This window comes from Romboutsia ilealis, assembly GCF_900015215.1.
In the GTDB taxonomy this organism is placed as follows: domain Bacteria; phylum Bacillota; class Clostridia; order Peptostreptococcales; family Peptostreptococcaceae; genus Romboutsia; species Romboutsia ilealis.
On the sequence record NZ_LN555523.1, the window covers coordinates 1,510,615 to 1,533,889 of the forward strand.

The 23,275-nt window shown below is 25.6% G+C and carries 22 protein-coding genes; 4 read left to right on the forward strand and 18 right to left on the reverse strand.

Going from position 1 to position 23,275, the window contains the following annotated elements; translation table 11 throughout:
* Positions 1-396: 396 nt before the first annotated feature.
* From CRIB_RS07110 to CRIB_RS07130, 5 genes are all read right to left on the reverse strand, one after another.
* Positions 397-828, reverse strand: coding sequence for a gamma-glutamylcyclotransferase family protein (locus CRIB_RS07110; protein WP_180701698.1), 432 nt, complete (start codon positions 826-828; stop codon positions 397-399).
* Complete coding sequence (gene pcp / locus CRIB_RS07115) at positions 828-1,469, reverse strand: pyroglutamyl-peptidase I (protein WP_180701699.1); 642 nt, start codon at positions 1,467-1,469, stop codon at positions 828-830. Before pcp ends, CRIB_RS07110 begins: the two co-directional genes overlap by 1 nt.
* A 35-nt stretch (positions 1,470-1,504) precedes the next feature.
* Positions 1,505-2,434, reverse strand: a complete 930-nt coding sequence (locus tag CRIB_RS07120; protein ID WP_180701700.1) for a DUF979 domain-containing protein — start codon at positions 2,432-2,434, stop codon at positions 1,505-1,507.
* A complete protein-coding gene (locus tag CRIB_RS07125; protein WP_180701701.1) occupies positions 2,434-3,120 on the reverse strand; it encodes a DUF969 domain-containing protein in 687 nt (228 codons plus the stop codon). The genes CRIB_RS07120 and CRIB_RS07125 overlap by 1 nt, the downstream gene beginning before the upstream one ends.
* Positions 3,121-4,053: 933 nt before the next feature.
* Positions 4,054-4,680 (reverse strand): cyclase family protein, encoded by a 627-nt coding sequence (locus CRIB_RS07130; protein WP_180701702.1) that lies wholly within the window; start codon positions 4,678-4,680, stop codon positions 4,054-4,056.
* A 105-nt stretch (positions 4,681-4,785) separates the two neighbouring features.
* Between CRIB_RS07130 and CRIB_RS12850 the strand changes: the two genes are divergently transcribed.
* A complete protein-coding gene (locus CRIB_RS12850) occupies positions 4,786-5,028 on the forward strand; it encodes a hypothetical protein (protein WP_408638567.1) in 243 nt (80 codons plus the stop codon).
* Here the strand turns inward: CRIB_RS12850 and CRIB_RS07140 are convergent.
* The 3 genes from CRIB_RS07140 to rbr all read right to left on the reverse strand — a co-directional run bounded on the left by CRIB_RS07140 (position 5,025) and on the right by rbr (position 7,349).
* A complete protein-coding gene (locus CRIB_RS07140; RefSeq protein ID WP_180701704.1) occupies positions 5,025-5,426 on the reverse strand; it encodes an SHOCT-like domain-containing protein in 402 nt (133 codons plus the stop codon). The genes CRIB_RS12850 and CRIB_RS07140 overlap by 4 nt on opposite strands.
* Before the next feature lie 42 nt (positions 5,427-5,468).
* On the reverse strand, positions 5,469-5,831 hold the full coding sequence (locus CRIB_RS07145) for a DUF2089 domain-containing protein (RefSeq protein WP_180701705.1): 363 nt from the start codon (positions 5,829-5,831) through the stop codon (positions 5,469-5,471).
* A gap of 924 nt (positions 5,832-6,755) precedes the next feature.
* Positions 6,756-7,349, reverse strand: coding sequence for a rubrerythrin (gene rbr / locus CRIB_RS07150; RefSeq protein WP_180701706.1), 594 nt, complete (start codon positions 7,347-7,349; stop codon positions 6,756-6,758).
* A gap of 589 nt (positions 7,350-7,938) precedes the next feature.
* Here rbr and CRIB_RS07155 point away from each other — a divergent pair.
* On the forward strand, positions 7,939-8,397 hold the full coding sequence (locus CRIB_RS07155; protein WP_180701707.1) for a hypothetical protein: 459 nt from the start codon (positions 7,939-7,941) through the stop codon (positions 8,395-8,397).
* A 182-nt stretch (positions 8,398-8,579) separates the two neighbouring features.
* On the opposite strand, the gene abc-f is transcribed toward CRIB_RS07155, so the two are convergent.
* The 10 genes from abc-f to CRIB_RS07205 form a co-directional block, all read right to left on the reverse strand.
* Positions 8,580-10,142, reverse strand: coding sequence for a ribosomal protection-like ABC-F family protein (gene abc-f / locus CRIB_RS07160; RefSeq protein ID WP_180701708.1), 1,563 nt, complete (start codon positions 10,140-10,142; stop codon positions 8,580-8,582).
* A gap of 497 nt (positions 10,143-10,639) precedes the next feature.
* Positions 10,640-11,320, reverse strand: a complete 681-nt coding sequence (locus CRIB_RS07165; protein ID WP_180701709.1) for a Type 1 glutamine amidotransferase-like domain-containing protein — start codon at positions 11,318-11,320, stop codon at positions 10,640-10,642.
* A 71-nt stretch (positions 11,321-11,391) separates the two neighbouring features.
* Positions 11,392-12,582, reverse strand: a complete 1,191-nt coding sequence (locus tag CRIB_RS07170) for an ATP-grasp domain-containing protein (RefSeq protein WP_180701710.1) — start codon at positions 12,580-12,582, stop codon at positions 11,392-11,394.
* A gap of 138 nt (positions 12,583-12,720) precedes the next feature.
* Positions 12,721-13,473 (reverse strand): esterase family protein, encoded by a 753-nt coding sequence (locus CRIB_RS07175; RefSeq protein WP_180701711.1) that lies wholly within the window; start codon positions 13,471-13,473, stop codon positions 12,721-12,723.
* A 454-nt stretch (positions 13,474-13,927) separates the two neighbouring features.
* Positions 13,928-15,241, reverse strand: a complete 1,314-nt coding sequence (locus CRIB_RS07180; RefSeq protein ID WP_180701712.1) for an amidohydrolase — start codon at positions 15,239-15,241, stop codon at positions 13,928-13,930.
* Positions 15,242-15,345: 104 nt separating this feature from the next.
* On the reverse strand, positions 15,346-16,392 hold the full coding sequence (locus CRIB_RS07185) for an ABC transporter substrate-binding protein (RefSeq protein ID WP_180701713.1): 1,047 nt from the start codon (positions 16,390-16,392) through the stop codon (positions 15,346-15,348).
* An 18-nt stretch (positions 16,393-16,410) separates the two neighbouring features.
* Entirely contained in the window at positions 16,411-17,442 is a 1,032-nt protein-coding gene (locus CRIB_RS07190) for an ABC transporter ATP-binding protein (RefSeq protein WP_180701714.1), read from the reverse strand.
* A 29-nt stretch (positions 17,443-17,471) separates the two neighbouring features.
* On the reverse strand, positions 17,472-18,254 hold the full coding sequence (locus CRIB_RS07195; RefSeq protein ID WP_071120864.1) for an ABC transporter permease: 783 nt from the start codon (positions 18,252-18,254) through the stop codon (positions 17,472-17,474).
* 1 nt (position 18,255) lies between these two features.
* Entirely contained in the window at positions 18,256-19,086 is an 831-nt protein-coding gene (locus CRIB_RS07200; RefSeq protein ID WP_180701715.1) for an ABC transporter permease, read from the reverse strand.
* Positions 19,087-19,485: 399 nt separating this feature from the next.
* The gene (locus CRIB_RS07205; RefSeq protein ID WP_180701716.1) at positions 19,486-19,941 is read right to left on the reverse strand and encodes a ribosome-recycling factor; all 456 of its coding nucleotides are present in this window, start codon (positions 19,939-19,941) and stop codon (positions 19,486-19,488) included.
* A gap of 357 nt (positions 19,942-20,298) precedes the next feature.
* Here CRIB_RS07205 and CRIB_RS07210 point away from each other — a divergent pair, with 357 nt between their 5' ends.
* Both CRIB_RS07210 and CRIB_RS07215 read left to right on the forward strand, forming a co-directional pair.
* The gene (locus CRIB_RS07210) at positions 20,299-22,050 is read left to right on the forward strand and encodes a right-handed parallel beta-helix repeat-containing protein (protein ID WP_180701717.1); all 1,752 of its coding nucleotides are present in this window, start codon (positions 20,299-20,301) and stop codon (positions 22,048-22,050) included.
* A 122-nt stretch (positions 22,051-22,172) separates the two neighbouring features.
* Positions 22,173-23,000, forward strand: a complete 828-nt coding sequence (locus CRIB_RS07215) for a YitT family protein (protein WP_180701718.1) — start codon at positions 22,173-22,175, stop codon at positions 22,998-23,000.
* Positions 23,001-23,275 lie beyond the last annotated feature (275 nt).

Genomic DNA, 23,275 nt, shown 5'->3' on the forward strand with positions numbered 1-23,275 from the left:
TGTGATTAATAAAATTTAAATAATACTTGCATACCATATTTATTGTTATATAAGATTTATTTGTTATTCTTATAAATTAAAATATATAACTAAAAATTACTTCATTATAAGTTATCCAAAATAGATATTTTTACTCCTTTAAATAAAAAGTTCCCTTCGCTTTAGCGACGTATCGTCGAAGTACTTCATTTCGCCAACGATATATCCTTGCTACCGCTACATATACATCCGTTGCTTGAGCCACTTAGTGGGCGAAGCATTTCAAGATGTCATTTTTACATTTATAAAATTATTGATAATACTTGTATTCATAGATTATCCATATTTTTTCTTACTATAAGTTCCTTAAGCGCAAAAAATGCTAAGGCAAACTGCCTTAGCATTTTTATATTAAACTTATTTTCTAAGCATGTATTCTTTCCAATCACCATTTGAAATATATACTGATTCATTATCAAAAACTTTATCTTTATCCTTATTATAAAAATATACAAAACATTTTTCATTTTCATTAGTTTGAAGATTTTTAACTTCTAAAACTACTTTATGGTATTCATTTTCAGGATTATTTTCACTTATAAAACCTTCCATTTCATCCATAGCCTTTACAGTTTCATCATACTCTTCTTCATTTATAACCATTATTTCACCTAGTACTTTATCATTACCAGGAGTTATTGCTGGATATCCTTTATAAGGCATATGATATAATCTCATATTTTCAAGACTAGCATCCTTTTTTTCTACTACCTTTCCAGCTAAGTATTTATTATAGTTAAAGAACCCTTCTCTTAAACTTCCGTAAACAAAAAGATTTATTTTTTTCATTAGCAAATTTCTCCACCTATTGTTTTTATATCTTCATTATATAAAGTACAAGCTTCTATTGAAAGTTCTAATCCTCTAACTATTTCATCTAAAGACATAAATGGTGTATTTTTCTTATCTATAACTTGACTAGTCATGTAAGGTATGTGTATAAATCCACCTTTTATATTAGGGTACTTTTTATCTATCATATATAATATTCCATACATTACATGGTTGCATACAAATGTACCTGCTGTATTAGATAATGTTGCTGGTATATTGTTATCATTCATATGCTTTACCATTGCTTTTACTGGTAAATTACTAAAGTATGCTGCTTGACCATCATCTTTTATTATTTCATCAGTTGGTTGGTTTCCTTCGTTGTCTTTTATTCTAAAATCATCTATATTTATAGCAACTCTTTCTGGAGTTATATCAAATCTTCCTCCAGCTTGTCCTACAGATATTACTATATCTGGGTTATGAGCTTCTATAGCTTCTTCAATTGCTTTAACTGATTTAGTTCTAACTGTTGGTATAGTTATCTTTATAACTTCGGCTCCATTTATATTGTCACTCACCATTTTTACCGCTTCTTCAGCTGGATTTACTGGCTCTCCTCCAAATGGGTCAAATCCTGTTAATAATATCTTCATAATATTGCCTCCTATAAATTTTAACTATTTTTTAATTAAAATCCTAATGTATACATTAATAATATATGAATTACAAGTAATGCTATAGAGATTGGTACTTGTGCCTTTATTACTGCATTCTTATCTTTAAGTTCAAGAATTGCTGCTGGTAACACATTAAAGTTTGCAGCCATTGGAGTTAATAATGTCCCACAATATCCTGCAGTAAGTGCAAGTACTGAACAAACTACTGGGTCTCCGCCTTGGGCAAATACAAATGGTAAACCTACTCCTACAGTTATAACAGAAAATGCTGCAAATGCATTACCCATTATTGCTGTAAATACTGCCATTCCTATACAGTAAGCTATAACCCCTACTAATATATTTCCAGTTGGTATAACTCCTGATATTATATCAGATATCTTATCACCTACACCAGCTGCTGTGAATAATACACCTAATGATGCTAGTAATTGTGGTAATATAACAAATGATCCCATTGATTGGTACATTCTATTACTATCTTCTAATAATTCTTTTGGTTTTGCTTTAGTTATTATAAATGTTAATATTAAAGTTACTGTTGATGATATACCTATAGCAACAGTTCCAGGTAAAGTTGTAAATGATGCTATAAGCATTGCTATTACTGCTATTGATAAAGAAGGTATAAATATTTTTAAACCTAATTTTTCTGCTTTTAATGTTGCAAACGTTTCGTCTAATTGTTTTAACGTTCCTATATTTATTTGCTTAGTTGCAGAAAGTATTGCTATAACTATTACAAACGCTCCAACTATTTGACTTGGTATATAATCTCCAAATATAAATGTTACTGATAATATTCCCCAAAATAGTGCTGTACCTATCCTTGTTTTATGATTTTCATCTTTTAAGGTAAATACCATTGTAATACCCATGTATAATCCTAACATTATGTAGAATATTTGTAATAATGTATTTGAAAGTTGTTCCATATTCATTATTTTACACCTCCTACATTACTTCTTGCTGAATATTTTTTCTTTAATTTTCTATCTAACATAATATTTTGTGCTACCCATAATACAAATGCTATTACTGCTACTATTATAGCTACTTTTGATAATTCAAGTGCATCTACTTTTATTCCTAATCCTTCTAATGTAGAGGCTATTAAAAGTATCCCTGCATTTGCCATAAATACGTTTTGTGCATAGAAGTTACCTATATTATCTGATGCTGCTGAATAAGCTTTTATTTTATCTAAGTCTTCTTGATCTAATTCTCCATATTTAGCAATTGCTGCACCTTCTGCCATTGGACTTACTAAAGGTCTAACAAATTGTGGATGTCCTCCAAGAGTAACACCCATTGCTATTGTAACTTCTCTTACAAGTGTATATCCACTTAATAATATTCCTGTCGATAAATTACTTGCTTTTTTAATAAGCATTACAGCTTTTGATTTTAACCCATATCTTTCACATAATCCTATTATTGGTACTATAAGCATAAATAGACAAGTCGTTCTATTTGTTACAAACGCGTCTCCTAATGTACTAAGTATATCTCCTATACTCATATGAGCTACTAGTCCTGTAGTTAGACCTGCGGTTACAACTACTGCTATCGTATCTAGCTTAAGTGCAAATCCAATAATTATAATTAATATTCCTACTAACTCCATAATATTATCTTCCTTTCATAATTTTTCCTTTTTTTAGTTTAGTTAATTATATAACTTTATTCTTTAAAAGTAAATATTTTTCGACATTATTTTCTGAAAATATTGAATTTATTAAATATACTAACTTAAAATTTTTATTATTTTGTTTATATTTTCTTATTTAAATATAATTTTTTATAAATATAGTTAATCATTACAATATTTTCACCGATTTAACTTTATGTTTTTAGTGTAAATTTCAATTTACTTTTTTAACAATACTTATTCTGCTTTAAAATATATTTTAAAATAGAATATAAATTTTTAGTAAAAATCTATTCAAAATATTTTCAAATTCTAATAATATACTTAAACAATCTCCAAATTAAATAAAAACTTCACCAAAATTTAATTTAAGATATAAAAATTCATCAATAATATCAAAATCATCAATAAATTTAAAATATATAAATAAGCCTATGCTAAATTTAACATAGGCTTATTTATATATTTACTTTATCACGAATCACTTTTCCCCCATATTACTCTACACTTTATATGTATTCCACAATACATGTCACTACAAATATAACTTCCCCAAAGTTATAGTTTTAGTTAATCCGCTCATTTTACAGCTTATATTCCCCTAATCTACCGTAACTTTTATAATATATTTTTTTATTTTGGATATTATCATTTTGTAAGTTAAACTACTGTTAACTAATATGTTGTTCCCATTTATTTTTTTAACTTGATTACTTCTGATAACATTTTCATTATACAACATTACTCATGTCGTATTTTGCTGAAACTTCTGCAAATTAATAAATTTTTTTATTATGTACAATATTAGATACTCATTAATAAAATTTAATTTAACATTATAATTTCGTATATCTATATTACAATTTATAAAAATGCCATTCTAATACTTAATTATGCCAACTTAAGATTTTATATAATCGCCATTGCTCTTACAGGTGCTCCGTCAGCATCGTTAAACTTTAACGGTGCTGCAATAAATAAAAATTCATTTGGTATATTTTCTAAATTAGTTAGATTCTCAACGATAAGCTTTCCACCATCAAATAATATACTATGAATCTCAAAGTCCGCACTATCATAGGGATCAACTGATAACATGTCTATTCCAATTCCTTTTATATTACTATTTGCAAGATACTTTGCAGATTCCTTATTTAATACTGGATAATCTTTGTAGTATTTATCAGTATTCCAAAACTTATCCCAAGAAGAATTAAATATAACAAAATCACATTCATTTATCCTTTCTTCATACTTTTTTAAAAGTTCTAAGTCTATATACTCTTTATCTTTTACATCTATAAGTATTGCTTTTCCAGCAAAATTTTCTATATCTAGTGTATCTAAAGTTTTTCCATTTATATTCATATGTTTTGTTGAGTCCATGTGAGTTCCATTGTGAGAGTATATCGTCAGAAGACTTTCTTCATATCCGTTATTCTCTATTGTTGCTACTTTTTGTATTTTTGCTCTGCTATCTGGTGAGTATGCAGTCATATTATTTTCAAGTTTATGAGTTAAATCTATTATCTTCATTAATAATCCCTTCTTCCTTTTATATAATCATAAATATTTTATAAAAAGCTAGAAATAATTTAAACTTGTATTTTTACAATATACCCATTACTCTCTTCTATATCTATTAAGTACAATCCCTTATGTTCTTTATTTAAATATTTTAATCCTTTTATAATTATATCTACTTCTCTATTTTTAAATATATTATTAGCTATACTAATTTTAAAATTTTTATCAAAATCTATTTTTATAAATGGCTTGCATGCCCTTAATAAAATAATAATAACTATCATAGGTATTTTTATATTTATGTTAATATTATCTTCTTTACTTTTAACAACTACTCTCAATTTAATATCATCCTAACATATTTCTACTACTACTTTGTCATTTCCACTCTCAACATCTACTAATCTTCCAACAAATCCATTATCTATTGCATTCATTAGTTTTTCTATATCTATATTGTATTTTTCAAGCTCATTACTATACATACTACCTATTCCACCCATTATTTTTATAAACTCTAGTGGTATATTAATCTTTACTTTACTTCCATCATTACTCTTTACCCTTACAAACAGTATCTTACCGCCTTTACCATCATTTTTTAAATCAAAGAAATCATCATCTTCAACTACTTCAGATTTAACAATACCATCACACTTTTCAGTAGAATCTAACACATCTAATAATTTTATAGCTTCCTCTGCATTTATTTTACCTTCTTCAATCATTTTTAAAATTCTTTTTTTATCTTCCATCTTAATATCTCCTTTATTATTTTTACATTTTTAATTTTAAATTTATAATTTCTTTAAAAGATTAATAGCCTCTTCAGAACTTATTTCTTTATTTTCTAACATATCCATTATTTTTTCTTTTTCTTTTCTTGTATCTTTTTTAATTGCTAAACCTAGTTCATGATTAATTTCGTCAAGCTTTCCTCTTACAGTTGGATAAGATATTCCAAGCTGTTTTTCTACATCTTTTATATTTCCTCTACAAGCTAAAAACACTTCTACAAAGTTTAATTGCTCTTTGGATAACCTATCAAATTTTGAAATAGAGAATTCATTTTCTATAATTGTATTACAATGATTGCATTTTAATTTCATAATCTTCATCTCTTTTGTGCAAACTGGACATTTTGTTATAACTTTATGCATTTTTATCACTTCCTTTTATATAAGCATATCAAATTCTTTTAACAAAGTCATTAATGTATTTAAATATTTTAATTTATTTTATAATATTTTTAATATATTTGTATTTTTTTATTAAAACTATTAATTTTTAAATTAATATTGTCATTATTTAATATACAAATAACAATATCAATAACTTTAAATTAACTCGTTGTTCTAGTTAATTATTTTTCCAAATAAAATAATTCAAATTGTTTAAAAATAATATCCTAAAAAAGATTATTATTTGTAATTAAATCAGCTAAATTTTCTTATGCTAAGATATAATAATTATTAAATACTAGCATATATAAACCTTCTTTAGATTAATATAAATAATATTAAAATCCTATATTTATTAGAGTTTTATTATTAATTTTTTAGGAGTATATGTAATAAAGAAATTTTTGACAGTTCTAATAAAATTAATTGGTTTTTTATTATGTTTTATTGGAAATATGGGATTATATTTTAGTTATTGTTTCAATACGAAAGATACTGAACTCACCTTTCTTTCCATTAAAATAAACATCTTAGGCGTTTTTCTTTTTTTATTAGGAAGATATATAAATGAAAAGTTTGTTTTTGATAAAGTAATATTATATAAAAGATTGATAATCTTTGTATTAGTTTTAGATTTTAGTTTACTGTTATTTTATTTTAACAAATATCCAAGTGATATGATTTTAGGAATTTGCGGAATCATTGTCTCTTTACTTGAGATATTGATGATAAGTACTAATAAAAATAAAAGTTGATATTAAATTCCATATTACTCAAGAATAAAATTTACTTGTTTTTATTTTTGAATATTAATATATTGAGAACTACATCAGTCTGTTTTTTATTCAATATAATATTCTTAAACGTAAAAACCCCGTCGTATTTTCCGACGGGGTTTTATTATTAATTTCCAAAAGGTGAATTAGAATATAATATAAAATAACCTTGAGGATGTTGGCATACTGGACAAGCCTTTGGAGCTTCTACTCCTGTATGAACGTGCCCACAATTTAAACAAATCCATTGTTCTTCTTTATCACTCTTAAACAAAGTTCCATCTTCTATCTTTTGAGCAAAATCTCCAAATCTATCTCCATGTATTTTCTCTATTTGAGCTATTTTATCAAAACTATTAGCTACAGCTAAAAATCCTTCTTCTCTAGCAGTATTAGCAAAATTTTTATAAACTTCTTCCCATTCTTCATATTCATCATGTTGAGCTGCTCTTAATGTTTGTGCTATATTATCAAATATTTCTACTGGATATCCACCATCTATATGTATAGTTCCTCCAGATAATTCCTTAAGGTGATTATAAAATACCTTTGCATGAGCTCTTTCTTGGTCTGCAGTATATAAAAAAGCTTGCTCTATTAAAGCTAACTTTTCACCTTTTGCTTGTGATGCACCGAAAGTGTATCTATTTCTAGCTTGACTTTCTCCAGCAAAAGCTTTCATTAAGTTTATTTTAGTTTTACTATCTCTTAATTGATTCATAACTACCTCCTAATGTGTATACTATAATACGTATTTATTAAATACATTTATTTTATTACTAAAAAATTCACTTTGCTAAAATGACATGTCTATTAAACCATTCATTTCACCAACGATATATCATTACTCTTGTAATGGATTCATCTGTTGCTAAAAAATTAGTCATTGCAGTGTTTATATAAATAAAAAATGTATTATACTAATTATATTAATTACAGATTATAATAATGATAGTTTACTATAAGATATTTTTTGTTTTATTTAACTTCAATTTATAATAAAATCATTTCATTCTATATTTCACTAATCATAACTATAACTCCTATTACAATAATATTTATCCTAATATACTACTAATTTCTTTAATAGCTTTTAACCATATTATTAAAATTATGCATGCTATTATAAATGAAGTTTCCTATATATAAATCCATATTTTATAGTTGACTTAAATTTTTAAAATTTACATAAATTTATGCTAGTATAATATTATAAAAATATTAATATCTATTAAGTCATATCAATATAAATGTATACCATTTTTTTACTAGGATAAGATATACATATATAAATTTATAGGAGTGTATTTATGGAGATTTTTATCGCAATTATATTTTTTGTATTTTTAGCTTTATTTCTAGCTAAAGCTTTAAAGAGATTTATTTTATTTACTTTATTTATAACTTTAACAGGTATGTTATATATACGTATTAATTTTCCACTTTTAGTTAGTATTATTTTAGCAATAATTATCTTAAAAGGATGCAAAGATACCTTATTTAACCTAAAAATAACTACTATGTGTATATTCAAACCTAGGTATAAATTCAAAGAAAGATTTCTTGGCAAGATAGTTAATATTTTATTTGAACTTAATTTTACTATATTTGTATGTATTTCTTATTTAACTTTAATTAATTATATACCTTACCTCTTTGATATTAATAGTAAGGCTATCGCTATAGCTTTTATATCGATATATCTTATACAATTTATAAAGAAAGTTACTTTTAAGAAAGGATATTATTCAAATATATTTTTAACTTAGACTATATTAAGAGTATTAAATGAAATCTCTATCCTATCTTACAATCGAGTTAATCAGTTTTAAAATAAAAAAATAATAGGCTCTGTTGACTAACATAGCCTATTACTTTTATTGCTTCCTCTAAAGGAATCCTCTCATTTAAATATTTAAATATTTAATTTCTCTATTTAATCTAAATATACTTATTTAATATCTATAATCTTAGTAGCTATTTTATTTCCAAAACATTGGTCATGTTCAACAAAAATAATTGTAGGTTGTTCTTCCAAAATCATATTCTCAATTTGTATACGTGAAATTACATCAATAAAATTAAGAGGTTCATCCCAAATATAAAGCTCTGCTCTTTCACATAAACTTGCTGCAATAAGCAGTTTTTTCTTTTGCCCCTCACTCCAGGTTTCTATATTCTTTTCAAATTGAGTATCATTAAATCCTAATTTATTTAAACTACTTTTTAAATATTGTTCATCTATTCCTCTTTCTTTAAAAAATTCTTCAATTTTCCCCTTTAAATAAAACGTATCTTGAGAAACATAAGATATATTTTTTGCTTTATCTATGTACCCTGTATAATTAATATCCTCTCCAATTAGTAATTTTATCAAACTTGATTTTCCACATCCATTTTTTCCTCTAATCCAAATACGATCTTTTGGATTAACTTTAAATGTTACTGGATTATTAAATAATTCTTTTTCATATATTATTTGTAAATCTATAACTTCTAAGATTTTATTTGAAGTAGAATCTATATTACTTATCTTAAGTTTTTCTACTTCTTCTATATTCTTTAATAGTTTTGATTTTTCTTCTATCGCTTTATTTTGACGTTTTTCTAAACATTTAGCTCTTTTCATTATTTTAGCAGCTTTATGTCCAATAAATCCTCTATCTACAGGACCACATCCTTTCTTAGTTGCTTCTACTTTATTAGACCAATTAGACTTTTGTTTAGCTGCTATTTGAAGCCTTTTTATCTCTTTAAGTAATTTTTCATTTTCTGATTTTTCAAAGTCATCTCTCTTACTATTATTTAATTGCCACGTTGAGTAATTGCCTTTTTGAATATCTATATTGTTCTTATTAATAGATAAAATATGATTAATAACCTTATCTAAAAAGTCTCTATCATGGGAAACCAATATAAATCCACTCTTTTTCTGTAGATATTTTGCTACACATTCTCTACCTTCTGTATCTAAATGATTAGTAGGTTCATCAATAAGTAGGAAATTATTTTTCTTTAGGAATAAAGCTACTAAAAGCAACTTTGTCTGTTCTCCTAGACTTAATGTTTTAAAGGTTCTATTTAGAATTTCTGTTTCTAATCCCATTTTTCTAACTTCTTTTTCTATAACTTCATTAATAATATATCCATCATGATCTATAAACTTTTCTAGTACTTCTCCATATTCTTTCATATATTCAATATTATTTGAGTATATTTCTAATTCTTTTTCCCATTTAGTAAAAGGTGCTATTGATTCTCTCATAACTTCTAAAGCATCTTTATTATCATCTACCGTCATAGGAAAATAATCAAAACTTACTGGACTTATTATTTGGCCACTATATTTATATTCACCATGTAATAATTTTAAAAAAGTTGTTTTTCCACGACCATTTCTACCAATTAGGCCTAATTTCCAATCTGTATCTATATTAATACATACATTTTTAAATATATCTTCACCATGAGTCTCATATTGAAAACTTAAGTTATTTATTTTAATTTGTGCCATAATTATCATCTCCTTTGTTAAGGAAATAAAAAAACTTCCTTAACTTAAATAGTATTTATTACTACTTAAAAGATAAGAAAGTTATTGGATACAAATACTATGACATGCAAATAAAAGCTATAATTGCTTGTATTTAAGTAATCTAACTATAACATTTAATCTTATCCTTAACTTTAAGTAGTTTATAGGTTCTATTAATAAAACATCTTACTTGATGCTTTTTAAACTAGAAAACTATATTTACCGTTATTTTGAATAAGATTAATTGTTCATTTTATCTAATCACCTCTATCTCTATTTTCTAATTATTATAGTATTGTTATAAATTAATTTCAAGTACTACAAATAATATTATATATAAAATTCTTTTTAATCGTAACAAGTAATAATGCTTATTAATAAGTATTTCTATTTATAGATTTTTTATCTTATAAATTCTGTCAATTAAAAATTTAAAACATAAAAATACCCTGTCGTATTTACCGACAGGGTATTTTTTAGTAGTAATGCCCTGGTACATCCCATTTTTTAGCATCACCTAATGTATAAGCTTTTCCATCAATAACTAAAACTGCACCATTATTAGTTATTGAATAAACAGGCTTTTTCTTTTCTTTAATACATCTTAGTATACTTATATTTTGTATCTCTTTATTTTCAAAATGAACTTCTACATCAAAATCCTTAATTATATTTAATCCTATATAATATGAATATCTCTCATAATCAGAGTCTTTAGTAATATGAAACTCACTTATTTGAACCATAGCACCAGCACTAGTACCAATCATAATCCCATTAAAATTTTCAAGTTCATGAATTAAATCATACTTTTGAAATTTTGCCATCATCTTATCTGGATAACCACCTGTGAAAAATAAAATATCACTATTTCTAATCTTTTCTTTCATTAAATCTATACTATCTATAAATTGATTTATCCATTTAATATTATTTTCACAAATTCCATAAGATAAAAATGGAGAAACTATCTCTTTATAATGAGTTCCATATTCACTATTAAATGCTTTATTCCAATCATTTTCATCCTTTAGCCAATTATCATTATATGAAAGTGGAACGATTAATACATTATAATCTTTTTTTATTATGTCTTTTAATATGCTATAGCACCAATTTTCATCAAAGTTGTTTAAACTAAGCAATAAGTTAATCATTGTATGCCTCCTGATTATAGTAAATCTATAATATTATATACTATAACCTATAATTAAGTTCTTTATAAGTATTATATTTTTTCTGTAACAAGGTCCATAATATCAAATAAATCACTTTCATCCTTACTTCTAGCTAACAATACTCTATCACCCATAGCTTCTGCTAATACCTTTGGTACATTTACATCAACTAAAATTTTATCATTATATTTACTCTTTACATAATCAATAGAGTTTTTATATTTTAATTCATCTCTCCTACTTACGTAGCCTACTGAGTATTTTCTATCTATATCAACAAAAGATTTATCATGAATTAGCATATCTGCCCAAATAGAATATACATCAACATCATAAGTATAATTTATAATATCCGGCATATACGCCCCTGGAGCTCTCATATTTACCTCAAGACCAACTAAATCTCCTTTTTTTCCTAAACCTTCTTTATCTTCATGCAACCTAAAAAATTCAAAATGGAAAAATCTGCTCCTAGTATCAAAAGCTTTAACAACTTTCTTTCCGATAGTTTCTATATCTCTATTTTTAACAGGTTGAGAATAAAATCTAGCTTCTTGTTTTTCATTTACACAATCCATTATTGAGTTTAGCATAACGTGGCTTGATGCTATCAAAACATTCTTATTTGAATCTGCTATACCATCAAACGTTTCAACATGACCTTTTATAAACTCTTCTATTATATATACTACACTTTCATCTCTTTCATTAAAAAATCTACGAATATCATCTTCATTATTTAACTTGTATGTAGAGTTTGCTCCAACTCCATTATCTGGCTTAGCTATTATAGGATATCCAACTTTATTAGCAAAATCTATACATGATTCTAATGATTTTACATAATCATATCTAGCAACAGGTATATTAGCTTTTTTATATACATCCTTCATTTTTGATTTATATTTCATTGGAGACATATTCTCTATCTTAGTTCCTGTATTTACATTAAACTTACTACGAAGAGTTGCTTCCATTTCTAGCCAATATTCATTTTGAGACTCTATCCAATCAATTTTTCCATACTTATTTTCATAGAACTTGCATGCATTCTCAACTTCTTCAAAATTTTCAAGATTAGATACTTTATAATACTCAGTTACTGCATTCTTAGTTTCATCACTAATTAAATTATAGTCTTCATCTCCTATTCCTAATACATTAACTCCTCTTTCCTTTAATCTTGAGCAAAAGTTATGAAAATATAACGGAAAGTGTGGTGAAATAAATACAACATTCATTAAATTATCCCCCTTAAATTTATAATATTTTATTTAAAATTTATATTATTGAAATAATTATTTAGAGTCTATTTGAATATCCTATTGTTGCTATAATAATTAAAAACAATATTTATTAAAATTAATTATATATTATATCTATAATATTCTTTCTAAAAAATATGGTAGCTGTACTCTCCACCAATCCCAATCATGATTTACATCAGTTCCCCATAAGTCAACCCAAGCATTTATATTTTTATACTCTAGCAATGTTTTTAACTTATTTAAGCTATAAATCATTTCATCTTCCCAGGCACCTTGACCACAGCATATTACAATCTTATTTCTTCTATACTTGTCAACAAATTCATGATCATATGGCATACCTTCTATGTACTTAATTGGCGCATTTTTATAAACTAAATCATCACAATAATCATAAAAAACAAAATCACTATCATAATAACCGCTAAGACCAATACATCCATCAAATATATCTGGTCTTCTAAACATAAAATTAACCGCATGAGTTGCTCCCATAGAGCACCCTGTAGTTAAAATTCCATTAGCATAATATCCATTACTATTTTTATTAATCTCAAATATTCTTGGAACCAACTCATCTACAATATAATAATACCATTGTTCATGCATATGTATTCTATGCCTTTTATCACCAAAAATATCTGACCAACTTTCTTTATCTATGCTATCACAACAAAATAATTGAACTCTACCAGAGTTTATTAAATATTCTATACTGTGTACCATGTTAAAGTTTTCAAAATCATAAAATCTACCATCTTGCGCTGGAAAAGCTAAGAGAGGTTTCCCCCCATGCCCATATACTTTAAATTCCATATCTCTATTTAAGCAATGGCTATATTCTTTAAAATACTCTATTTTCATTAGTTACCCCCCAAATGATATTTCACTATAGAAAATTATAATACATTGTATATAGAAAAATGCTTAAAATTTAAAATATATTTTAAATTTTATTCAAAAAACATTTTCATGCATAAAAAATTCGCTTCGCTTGAGCTACGTGTCGGCGAATCCTTCATGTCGCCAACGACTTCGTCCGTTGCTTGAGCCACTGCGTTGGCGAAGTATTTCAAAATCTTTTTTACACTCAAAACCAATTTATTGATATTACTTACATTCAGAATTTATCCTCATTTTTTAAGTATTATAATATCCTTAAGCGTAAAAAAGGATTATAACTTATATTTTTATAAGTATAATCCTTTTTATAAACTTAAAATATGTTGTTGACTTATTTCTTAGCTAATATAGTTTTTTTAGGCTATTAAAAGTCTTAACTAATGTTTTACCCATATAATATCTTTCTTAATCAATTCTATAAATTTTTAGCCACTTCATTTATTTTATCCTTTAATCCTAATAAATCTTTTCTTATTTTAGAAAAATCTCCACTTACAAGTTCCTTATTTCTTACAACAATTTTACCATCTACTATTACAGTATGTACATTTGAAGGATTTGAAGAATAAACTATAGTTGCATAATAATCATATATAGGTTGCATATTTACAGATTTTGTTTCAATTAAAACTAAATCTGCCTTTTTACCAACTTCTATAGATCCAACTTTTTTTTCTAATCCTAAAACTCTAGCTCCACCCATTGTTGCCATCTCAACTATTTCATCTGATGGAAGAAGTGTTCTATCATTATTAAATAATTTATGTATCTTCCCAACTTGAGACATTTGACTTATTATATCTAATGTATTCGAGCTCATAGGCCCATCTGTTCCAAGCCCTATATCTATATTATTTTCTTTCATTTTTAATATAGGACAAACACCTTTTGCTCCTTTCGAGTTTGCAGATATATTATGAGAAACTTTTACTTTTTTTTCTTTTAATATATTTATATCTTCGTCATTAACTAAAATTGTATGAGCTGATATAAAATTATGATCTAAAATACCTAATTTATCTAAATAACCAATTGGAGTTAAATTATATTTCTCCTTATACATAGAAACTTCATAATCCATTTCAGCTACATGCATAGTAAAAGGAATATTATACTCTTTTGATAAATTATATGCTAATTTTAATGATTCATCACTGTTAGTATAAATTGCATGTGGTGCTACTCCTGGAGTTATTAAATCATCATCTTTCCATTTTTTGATAAAGTCTTTAGCATAATCAATCCCTCCATAAGGCTTCTCTGAGTCAGGAGCTTTAAAATCAACTACAGTTTCACATACAATACCTCTCATATTTAGTTCTTTAGCTGCCTTTGCAACTTCATCTTCAAAATAGTACATATCACAAAATGTGGTTACCCCTCCTAATAACATTTCAGATATTGCATATTTTGCTCCTATATAAGTTAATTCTTTATCCACTAACTTTTGTTCTAGTGGAAATAAGTATCTTTTTAATCTATCTTTATAATCATCTGCTAAGCTTCTAAATGGAATCATTGATGCATGAGTATGGCAGTTTATCATACCCGGCATTAATATAGCATCTTCTCCATCTATTAAATTTACATCTTCATCAAATTCCTTTTCACATCCAACATAAATTATCTTATCATCTTTATATATAAGCATACCATTTTCTATGATATCTTTATTTTGATTCATAGTAAGTATATTTACATTTTTTATAACTGTAGCTTTACTATTCATATTCTCCTCCATTATGTAAAAGGGCTATTCAAAATTACTTTTGATATAGCCCTAATATCTAATCTTTAAATTCTTTATTATTAATTTTATTTAATATTTAACCCTTAGTTCATTACTCTATTCCACTTGTTTATCCAATCATTCATTAAAGGATTTACAACTTTATAATCTATAGTTTTAGCATTTTTAACAATATCTCCGTAAGCTAAGTTTTTAGCATCTTCTTCACTTAATTTAACATCTGTATTTATCGGAGCATCGTTTAATGTTTTTGCAGCTCTTTCTTGTACTTCATCACTTAATACATAATTTATAAATTCATAAGCTAAATCTTTATTTTTAGAGTTTGCATTTATATTTATAGTATTAAAGTTTAAGTAAGTTCCTGATTCAGGTATAACATTTATAACTTCTGGCTTAGCCTTTTGTATAGTTTCAAATGCAAAATCTGATGCTATAGCAGCTACTATTTCTCCACTTGAGAACATATTAGCTAAATCAGATGACTTGCTGTAAGTTTTTACAACATTTGGCTTTAACTTTTCTAACTCTTTAAATGCAGCTTCTCCATTATCTTCAGTTATAGAAACACCAGCTTTAGTTGCCGCTATATCAACTACTGCTGCCCCATTTGTAGTAGTTATATCTGGTATTGCTATTTTACCTTTTAATTCAGGTTTCCATAAATCTTCCCAAGAGTTTATTTCTATATTACTAGTTGGATCAACTACTATACCTATACTATTTAAAGTGTAAGCTGGTCCATATCCATTTTCTACTGTATACTTAGCTTTTTCATTTATTTTCTCAGCATTTGGTATTTTAGAATAATCTAATTTTTCAAATATACCTGCATCTGCTCCTTGCTCTGAAAATGATTCCGCTAAATAAGTTATATCTATATTTGAATTTGGATTATTCTTCATTTTAGTTAATCTGTCAGAGTTATTTCCTACTTCTAAAACTACTTCTACTCCATGTTCTTTAGCAAAAGGTTCAAATATTTCTTTCTTTAATACATCTTCATTTAGTCCCCAAGTTGAAATTACAAGCTTGTCAGACTCTGCTGAATTATCTTTAGCTTTACATCCTACTAAAAGTGATGCTGATAAAACTCCTGTTAATACTAATGATAAAATTTTCTTATTCATCTGTCATTTCCCTCCACTTTATAATACAACAATTTTATTTGATGGTAATTGAAGTTTTACTTTATTACCTTTTTCATAAACCACACTATTTTCACTATTTACTATTAAATTTCCTATAGATGTTTTTACATCATATTGATATGCCTTTCCTAAGAAAGTTCTTATCTCAACTGTTCCATCTATTGTATTTTCACTATCTTCATCTACTATTTTTATATCATCAGGTCTTATAGTAGCTTTAACTATATCTTTATCCTTAGCTCTATCAACCTTAAATTCTATATTATTTTCACTAGAATATGAATTTTTAGATGTTTTCTTTAAATCTATAAAGTTTTCAAATCCAACGAATCTTGCAACAAATTCAGTTGCAGGGTTTGAATATATATTTTCTGGAGTATCAAATTGTTCTATAACACCTTTATTCAGTACTGCTACTTTATCAGATATTGAGAAACATTCCTCTTGATCATGAGTAACAAATAAAGTTGTTATACCTAATTTTTGTTGAAGTTTTCTTATTTCAACTCTCATTTTAAGTCTTAATTTTGCATCTAAGTTACTAAGTGGTTCATCAAGTAATAATAAGCTTGGCTCTATAACTAACGCTCTAGCTATAGCAACTCTTTGTCTTTGTCCCCCTGATAATTCCTTAGGATATCTCTTTGCTAAATGAGACATATCAACAACTTCTAACATCTCACTTACCTTTTTCTTTATTTCTTCTTTAGCAACCTTTTTCATCTTAAGACCAAATGCCACATTTTCTTCAACTGTTAAGTGAGGAAATAGTGCATAACTTTGGAAAACTAAACCAAAGTTTCTATTATGTACTGGTATTTTCGTATAATCCTTGTCTCCTAAGTAAAAATGACCTGCTGTTGGCTCTATAAATCCTGCAACAACTCTTAATGTAGTAGTTTTACCACATCCACTTGGACCTAAAAGTGAAACAAGCTCTCCCTTTTTTATATTTAAGTTTAAATTCTCAAGTATATTAGTTTTTTTATCGTATGATACGTTTATATTTTGTAATTTTATTAAATCCATTTTATATTCCTCCAAGGCTTTGCTTAAACTTATGCTGAAAAATTACTAAGTCCTAATGTCTTTTCTAAGATATACATTATACCTATAGTTAAAATCATTAATATTACTGATAAAGCTGATACTGTTGGGTCATAATTATACTCAACATAGTTCATCATTGTTATAGGTAATGTAGATACACCTGGTCCTGTTAAAAACATTGAAACTGGTACGTTATTAAATGAGTTTATAAATGCTAACATAAATGCTGCCATAACTCCTGATGTTATATTTGGAAGTACAACCTTGAAAAAAGTTTGCGATTTTTTACATCCTAAACTCATTGCAGCTTCTTCTATTGCATAGTCAAATACTTCTAAACTAGACCCCACAACCCTTATAATATAAGGAATAATTACTAAAGTATGTCCTATAAGTAAGCTTGAAGTTACTGTCAGATTTAACTTTACTAATAAGAATTGGAATAATGAAAATCCAACTACTATTGCAGGTATCATAAGCGGTGAGAAGAAAAAGTTCTTAAGTAAACTTTTACCCTTAAAATCAAATCTGCTTAATCCATAAGCTGCTGGCATACCTATAATTAAGGCTATTACAGTAGCTATAGTAGATATTCCTAAACTTGTAATCATACTATTCATAAAAGATTCTGAAGTAAATACATTCATAAACCACTGTAAACTAAATCCTTTTGGTGGAAATGCTATATAATTTTCAGTTCCTATACTAGTCATAGCTATTATAACTAGTGGTGCAAATAAGAATATATATACTAAAACAACAAATGCTGTTAGAAATTTACTTTTCTTCATTTTAAGAAACACCTCTCTTGTCTAGTCTTGATGCTAAGAAGTTTATTGTTTTTACAACTATTAATGTAACTACTATCATTATAGTTGCAACTACTGCTGCACCTTGCCAATCACCTAATGTCATAGTCTTTTGGTATATAAGTGTTGCTAGTACAGTATTTTTATTTCCACCTAATAATTGTGGAGTTGTATATGCAGTTAATGCACCTGTAAATACTAATACTGTTCCAACTATTAACCCAGGTAAACTTAATGGGAATATGACTTTGAAAAATGCAACTATTTTATTTGCTCCTAAGCTTTCTGCTGCTTCTAATAGATCATTTTCAACATTTTCCATTACTCCAACAAGTGAGATAATCATAAGCGGTAAGAATATATACACAGTACCAACTATTATGGCACCTTCAGTATATAAAAGTGATAATGGCTCTGTGATTAAATTTAACTTCATAAGTATATTATTTATAACACCATTTTTTCCTAGTATACTCATCCATGCAAATGAACGAACAACCGAATTAGTTAAAATAGGAAATACCGTTAAAGCTATAAATAATCCTCTTAATTTTTTAGATGTTCTTGATATGTAATAAGATACTGGCACTCCGATTAGCATACATATTATTGATGATATTAATGATACCTTTATAGTTCTATATAATATACTCATCATATATTCGTCTTTTAAAAATTCCGTATATGCACTAAACATTCCATTAGATACATCCGTAAATGTCGGTAATATTGTTCCTAATAATGGAATTATCATAAAATACGATATAAGTACGATACATGGTAAGAATAATATGTACTGATGTTTTTTATTCATTATGTCATTTCTCCTTCCTAACTATAATATGCGAACAATTTACTAATTTAATCTGTTGTGCTAGTTATTTTACTAAACATATTGAAATTACTATATAAAGTTCTTGAACTATAAAAATATAGTTTACAATGCTTTAGTGTTTTCAATAATCATATTTAACTAGCACAACGAGTTAATTTAGTAATTTTATATACGTATAATACCATTTATAGTCGAACATTGTCAATGTATTTTAAAATATATTTCTATATATTATATATTTTTATTATTTAATAATATATTAATATATGTATTTTAAAATTAAATTTTAATTTCTTTTTTAATTTATAACTATATTTGCTTATATAAAATACTTAACTAAATAAATAAAGGGCTATATAAATAGCCCCTTTTAAATTCTTAAATTAACTTTTCTATAAAAGAAATTATTAAAAGTATAAATACAAATATAATTAATATCCACGTAATTAATAAAGACGAAGGGATTAAAAGTCTTTGCTTTTCAATACTTTGATACTTATCTTCAATACTAAAGTAAAAATATTTGCCGTACATTCCTAAGAATATAGGAGTAAGTAAACAAAGTATAAGTCCTATTGGTGGCGACCATACTAATGCTCCAACTAATATTGCCGCTGTTAGCAATACCATAACTACTTTTTTATAAACCATCCAATTTATCCCTAAAACAATCAACGACCATAAATATCTTACGCTATTCTTAAATGTCATTTTCTCTTTAGAACTTCTCATTTCATCAATTTTTTTTATATACTTTTCACTATTCTTTTGCGCATATTCATGTATATTGTGTCTAGCTTTATTAGTATTATCTTCGTGATTGTTCTTGTTCATATCTTCCCTCCCTAATTCCTTTTAATATATAATATCGTTTTCTTATATAAATAGTTCTCGTATTTAATATTTTTTCTATATTTGCAAATATTTATATATCTGTAGATCGTTATAATTTAAATTTATTAATACCTATTAATGTACTTAAACATATCACACACTCTAGAAATCAACATAATATATATTATATTTTAATAGTTAGAAATTGATTTAATTTGCATGTTTCAAATCTTAAACTTCTAATCTATACTAATCCTTGTATCATCTAAATAATTATCACAATTATAAGTTAAGTACTTTATCAACCTCTTGATAAAGTACTTAACTTATACAAAATTTATATAAGGAGGTAAATTTATGAATGAAACTGATGATATACTAGCTCTTTTTTTCAATAACACTAATCTTCCTTTTAACTTTGAAGATATTTATAAAAAAAAATTAGATGATACTATATATTTAACTGAAAATGGATTCAGCGAACCCGTAGGAATATATGATTCAAAAACTAGAACAGCTAAGCTCACTAAATCAATCATTAATAAGAGCTTGATTATAGATATAGATAATATTATTTTAAATGGGGATAACTATTCTATCGGAAACGATACTTTAAATATTGCAATACTTATATCTAAAGCATCAAAAAATATAACTATTAATTATTTAAAATTAAATTCATATAATGTAGATGTTTTTATTGAGCCCTATTGCGAGGATATCAAGTTTAATAATTGTATATTTAAAGGTAAGAATCTAGGCATTAATACATTTTTGTCAAAAAATTTATCTATAGAATATAATCACTTTCTCGATAATATTGGAATAATGTTATATGGTTGTAAAAATGCCTTAATAAAATCTAATCATTTTTCATCTAATAAAAAAGGACTCTATCTATTTGAAAATAACAATAATTGTAATATAATAAATAATCTATTTTTAGACTGTATAATAGGAATTTCTATAGAATCTAAAAATTGCTTTAATATAATAAGTAACAATAACTTTAAAAACGAAAACAATGTTTTACAACAATATTGTATATCTATACTAAATAGTAATCATTATAATAAAATAACTAAAAATCTTATGCTCTTTTCACATAAATTTATAAATTATGAAGTAGGTTCTCTTTCTTCAAAATTCATCGGGGTATACATTAAAGGCAATAAAAATACATTTAACACTATATCTAAAAATAAAATAATATTTAAAAATAACAAATGCAATATTAATAATAATTATCCTAATATACTTATAATCGGTATTGGTTGTTACGAATATAATAGTGATGTAGAGATAAGTAATAATGAAATAGTTATCACTCAAAATGAATTTATTATGACAAAAGGAAGTTTCCAATCAGTATATTTATTCAATATTTATCTATCAAATCATAGTAACTGCACTATAAAAAATAATATTCTCAATATAAATGAAAACAGTACTAACCTAAATTCAATAGACAGTTTATTTGAAATTAGCAATTTAGTGCTTGATACTAATAATAAATCTATAAAAATATTTTGCAATGAATTTGAAATTTCAAAAAATAATGCTATAAATAATGATACTGTATTTAAAGCTTTTAACTTAGATTTAATTGATAATAATTCTGATTCAGATATAAAAGATAATATATTCAAAATAAAATCTAATAATCATGGAGTAATAGCTAGTATAAATTTATGGACTGAAAACTATGGTAATAAAATTTCATATAATAAATTAATTGATATAGAAGGTGTTTCAATTATATTAGATAGTGAAAACATAGGAAATATTATAATATACAATACTATAAGCTGTAATGACTTCGCAGTTGTATTGAATGATGAAAATAATTCTAATATTATAAAAGAAAATAGTTTGTCTACTATAGCGTCTTCAAATATCTTGTTAGTTATTAATAACCTTAATAATTCAATAACTGAAAATTATATAGAAAATGAATTCTTAGGAATATTCATAGTAACTAACAATAACAACTTTAATTCTATTACATTTAATGAATTTTGTAATACTTCTCAAGACATTTCAATCCCTAAGGACTCCTATAACTATATTTTTAATAATACAAAATATTTTATAGAAGATAATAAATAATAGAATTTTATAAACATTGTTACCACGTATTATCTAAACTAATTTAGTAAATAATCTAATATAAAATCTTATTATAAGGAAGTGATACTATTAAAAATAATTCTATTTCATATATATTTGACATGATAATATTATGTCTTGGATGTTTTATAATGGCTGTCGGACTTAATATGTTTTTAGAGCCATATACAATTGCATCAGGTGGATTAACAGGTTTAGCTATAGTCTTTAAAAGCTTATTTAATACTCCACTTTGGTTTATAAATTTAGCTTTTAATATACCATTATTTATAATTGGTATTAAAATCTTAGGGAAAAGAGATGCTATAAAGACTTTAATAGGTATTTTACTACTAACTTTTTTCTTAAAAGTAACAGAGAGTTTGACAACTTACAATACAACAAGTGATGTTTTATTGTCAGCTATAGCAGGTGGTATAATAGTTGGTATTAGCCTTGGTATGCTATTTAGAACAGATGCATCAACTGGTGGTTCTGAACTCGCTTGTCTTATTTTAAATAAAATATTTCCATTTATAAGTATCTCTACATTTTTATTTATAATAGATGGTATTGTTATTGTTCTTGCAGGGCTTGTATCTAGAAATATAGAAACTACATTATACGCTACTATTTCACTTTATATAACTATAAAAATATCTGATACTATTATTGAAGGCTTTAATTTTTCAAAATCTTTTATAATAGTTACTGATAAATTCGATGAATTATCTAAAGCTATTATGACAGATTTGGAAAGAGGAGTTACATTTTTAGAAGGACGTGGTGGATACACTAATATAAAAAAAGAAGTTTTATTGGTTGTAGTTTCTAGACGCGAAGAAGTTCATTTAAAAAAATTAGTTAATGACATAGATTCTAATGCATTTATTATAATTAATGATGCTCATGAGGTTTTAGGTGAAGGATTTAGCAAAAAAATCCAATAACATTTTAATAGCTTATTCAAAAACAATAAAAATCATAGGATCTTCTACAGTTTTATTTTACTTGCACTTAAAATCTATTTTTATCAAATAAAAAATTCGCTTCGCTTGAGCGGCGTGTCGGCGAAGTATTTCAAAATCTTTTTTACGCTCAAAACCAATTTATTGATATTACTTACATTCAGAATTTATCCACATTTTTTAAGTATTATAATATACTTAAGCGTAAAAAGAAGGCATATTTCTATGCCTTCTTTTTACCACACACAATTAAACAC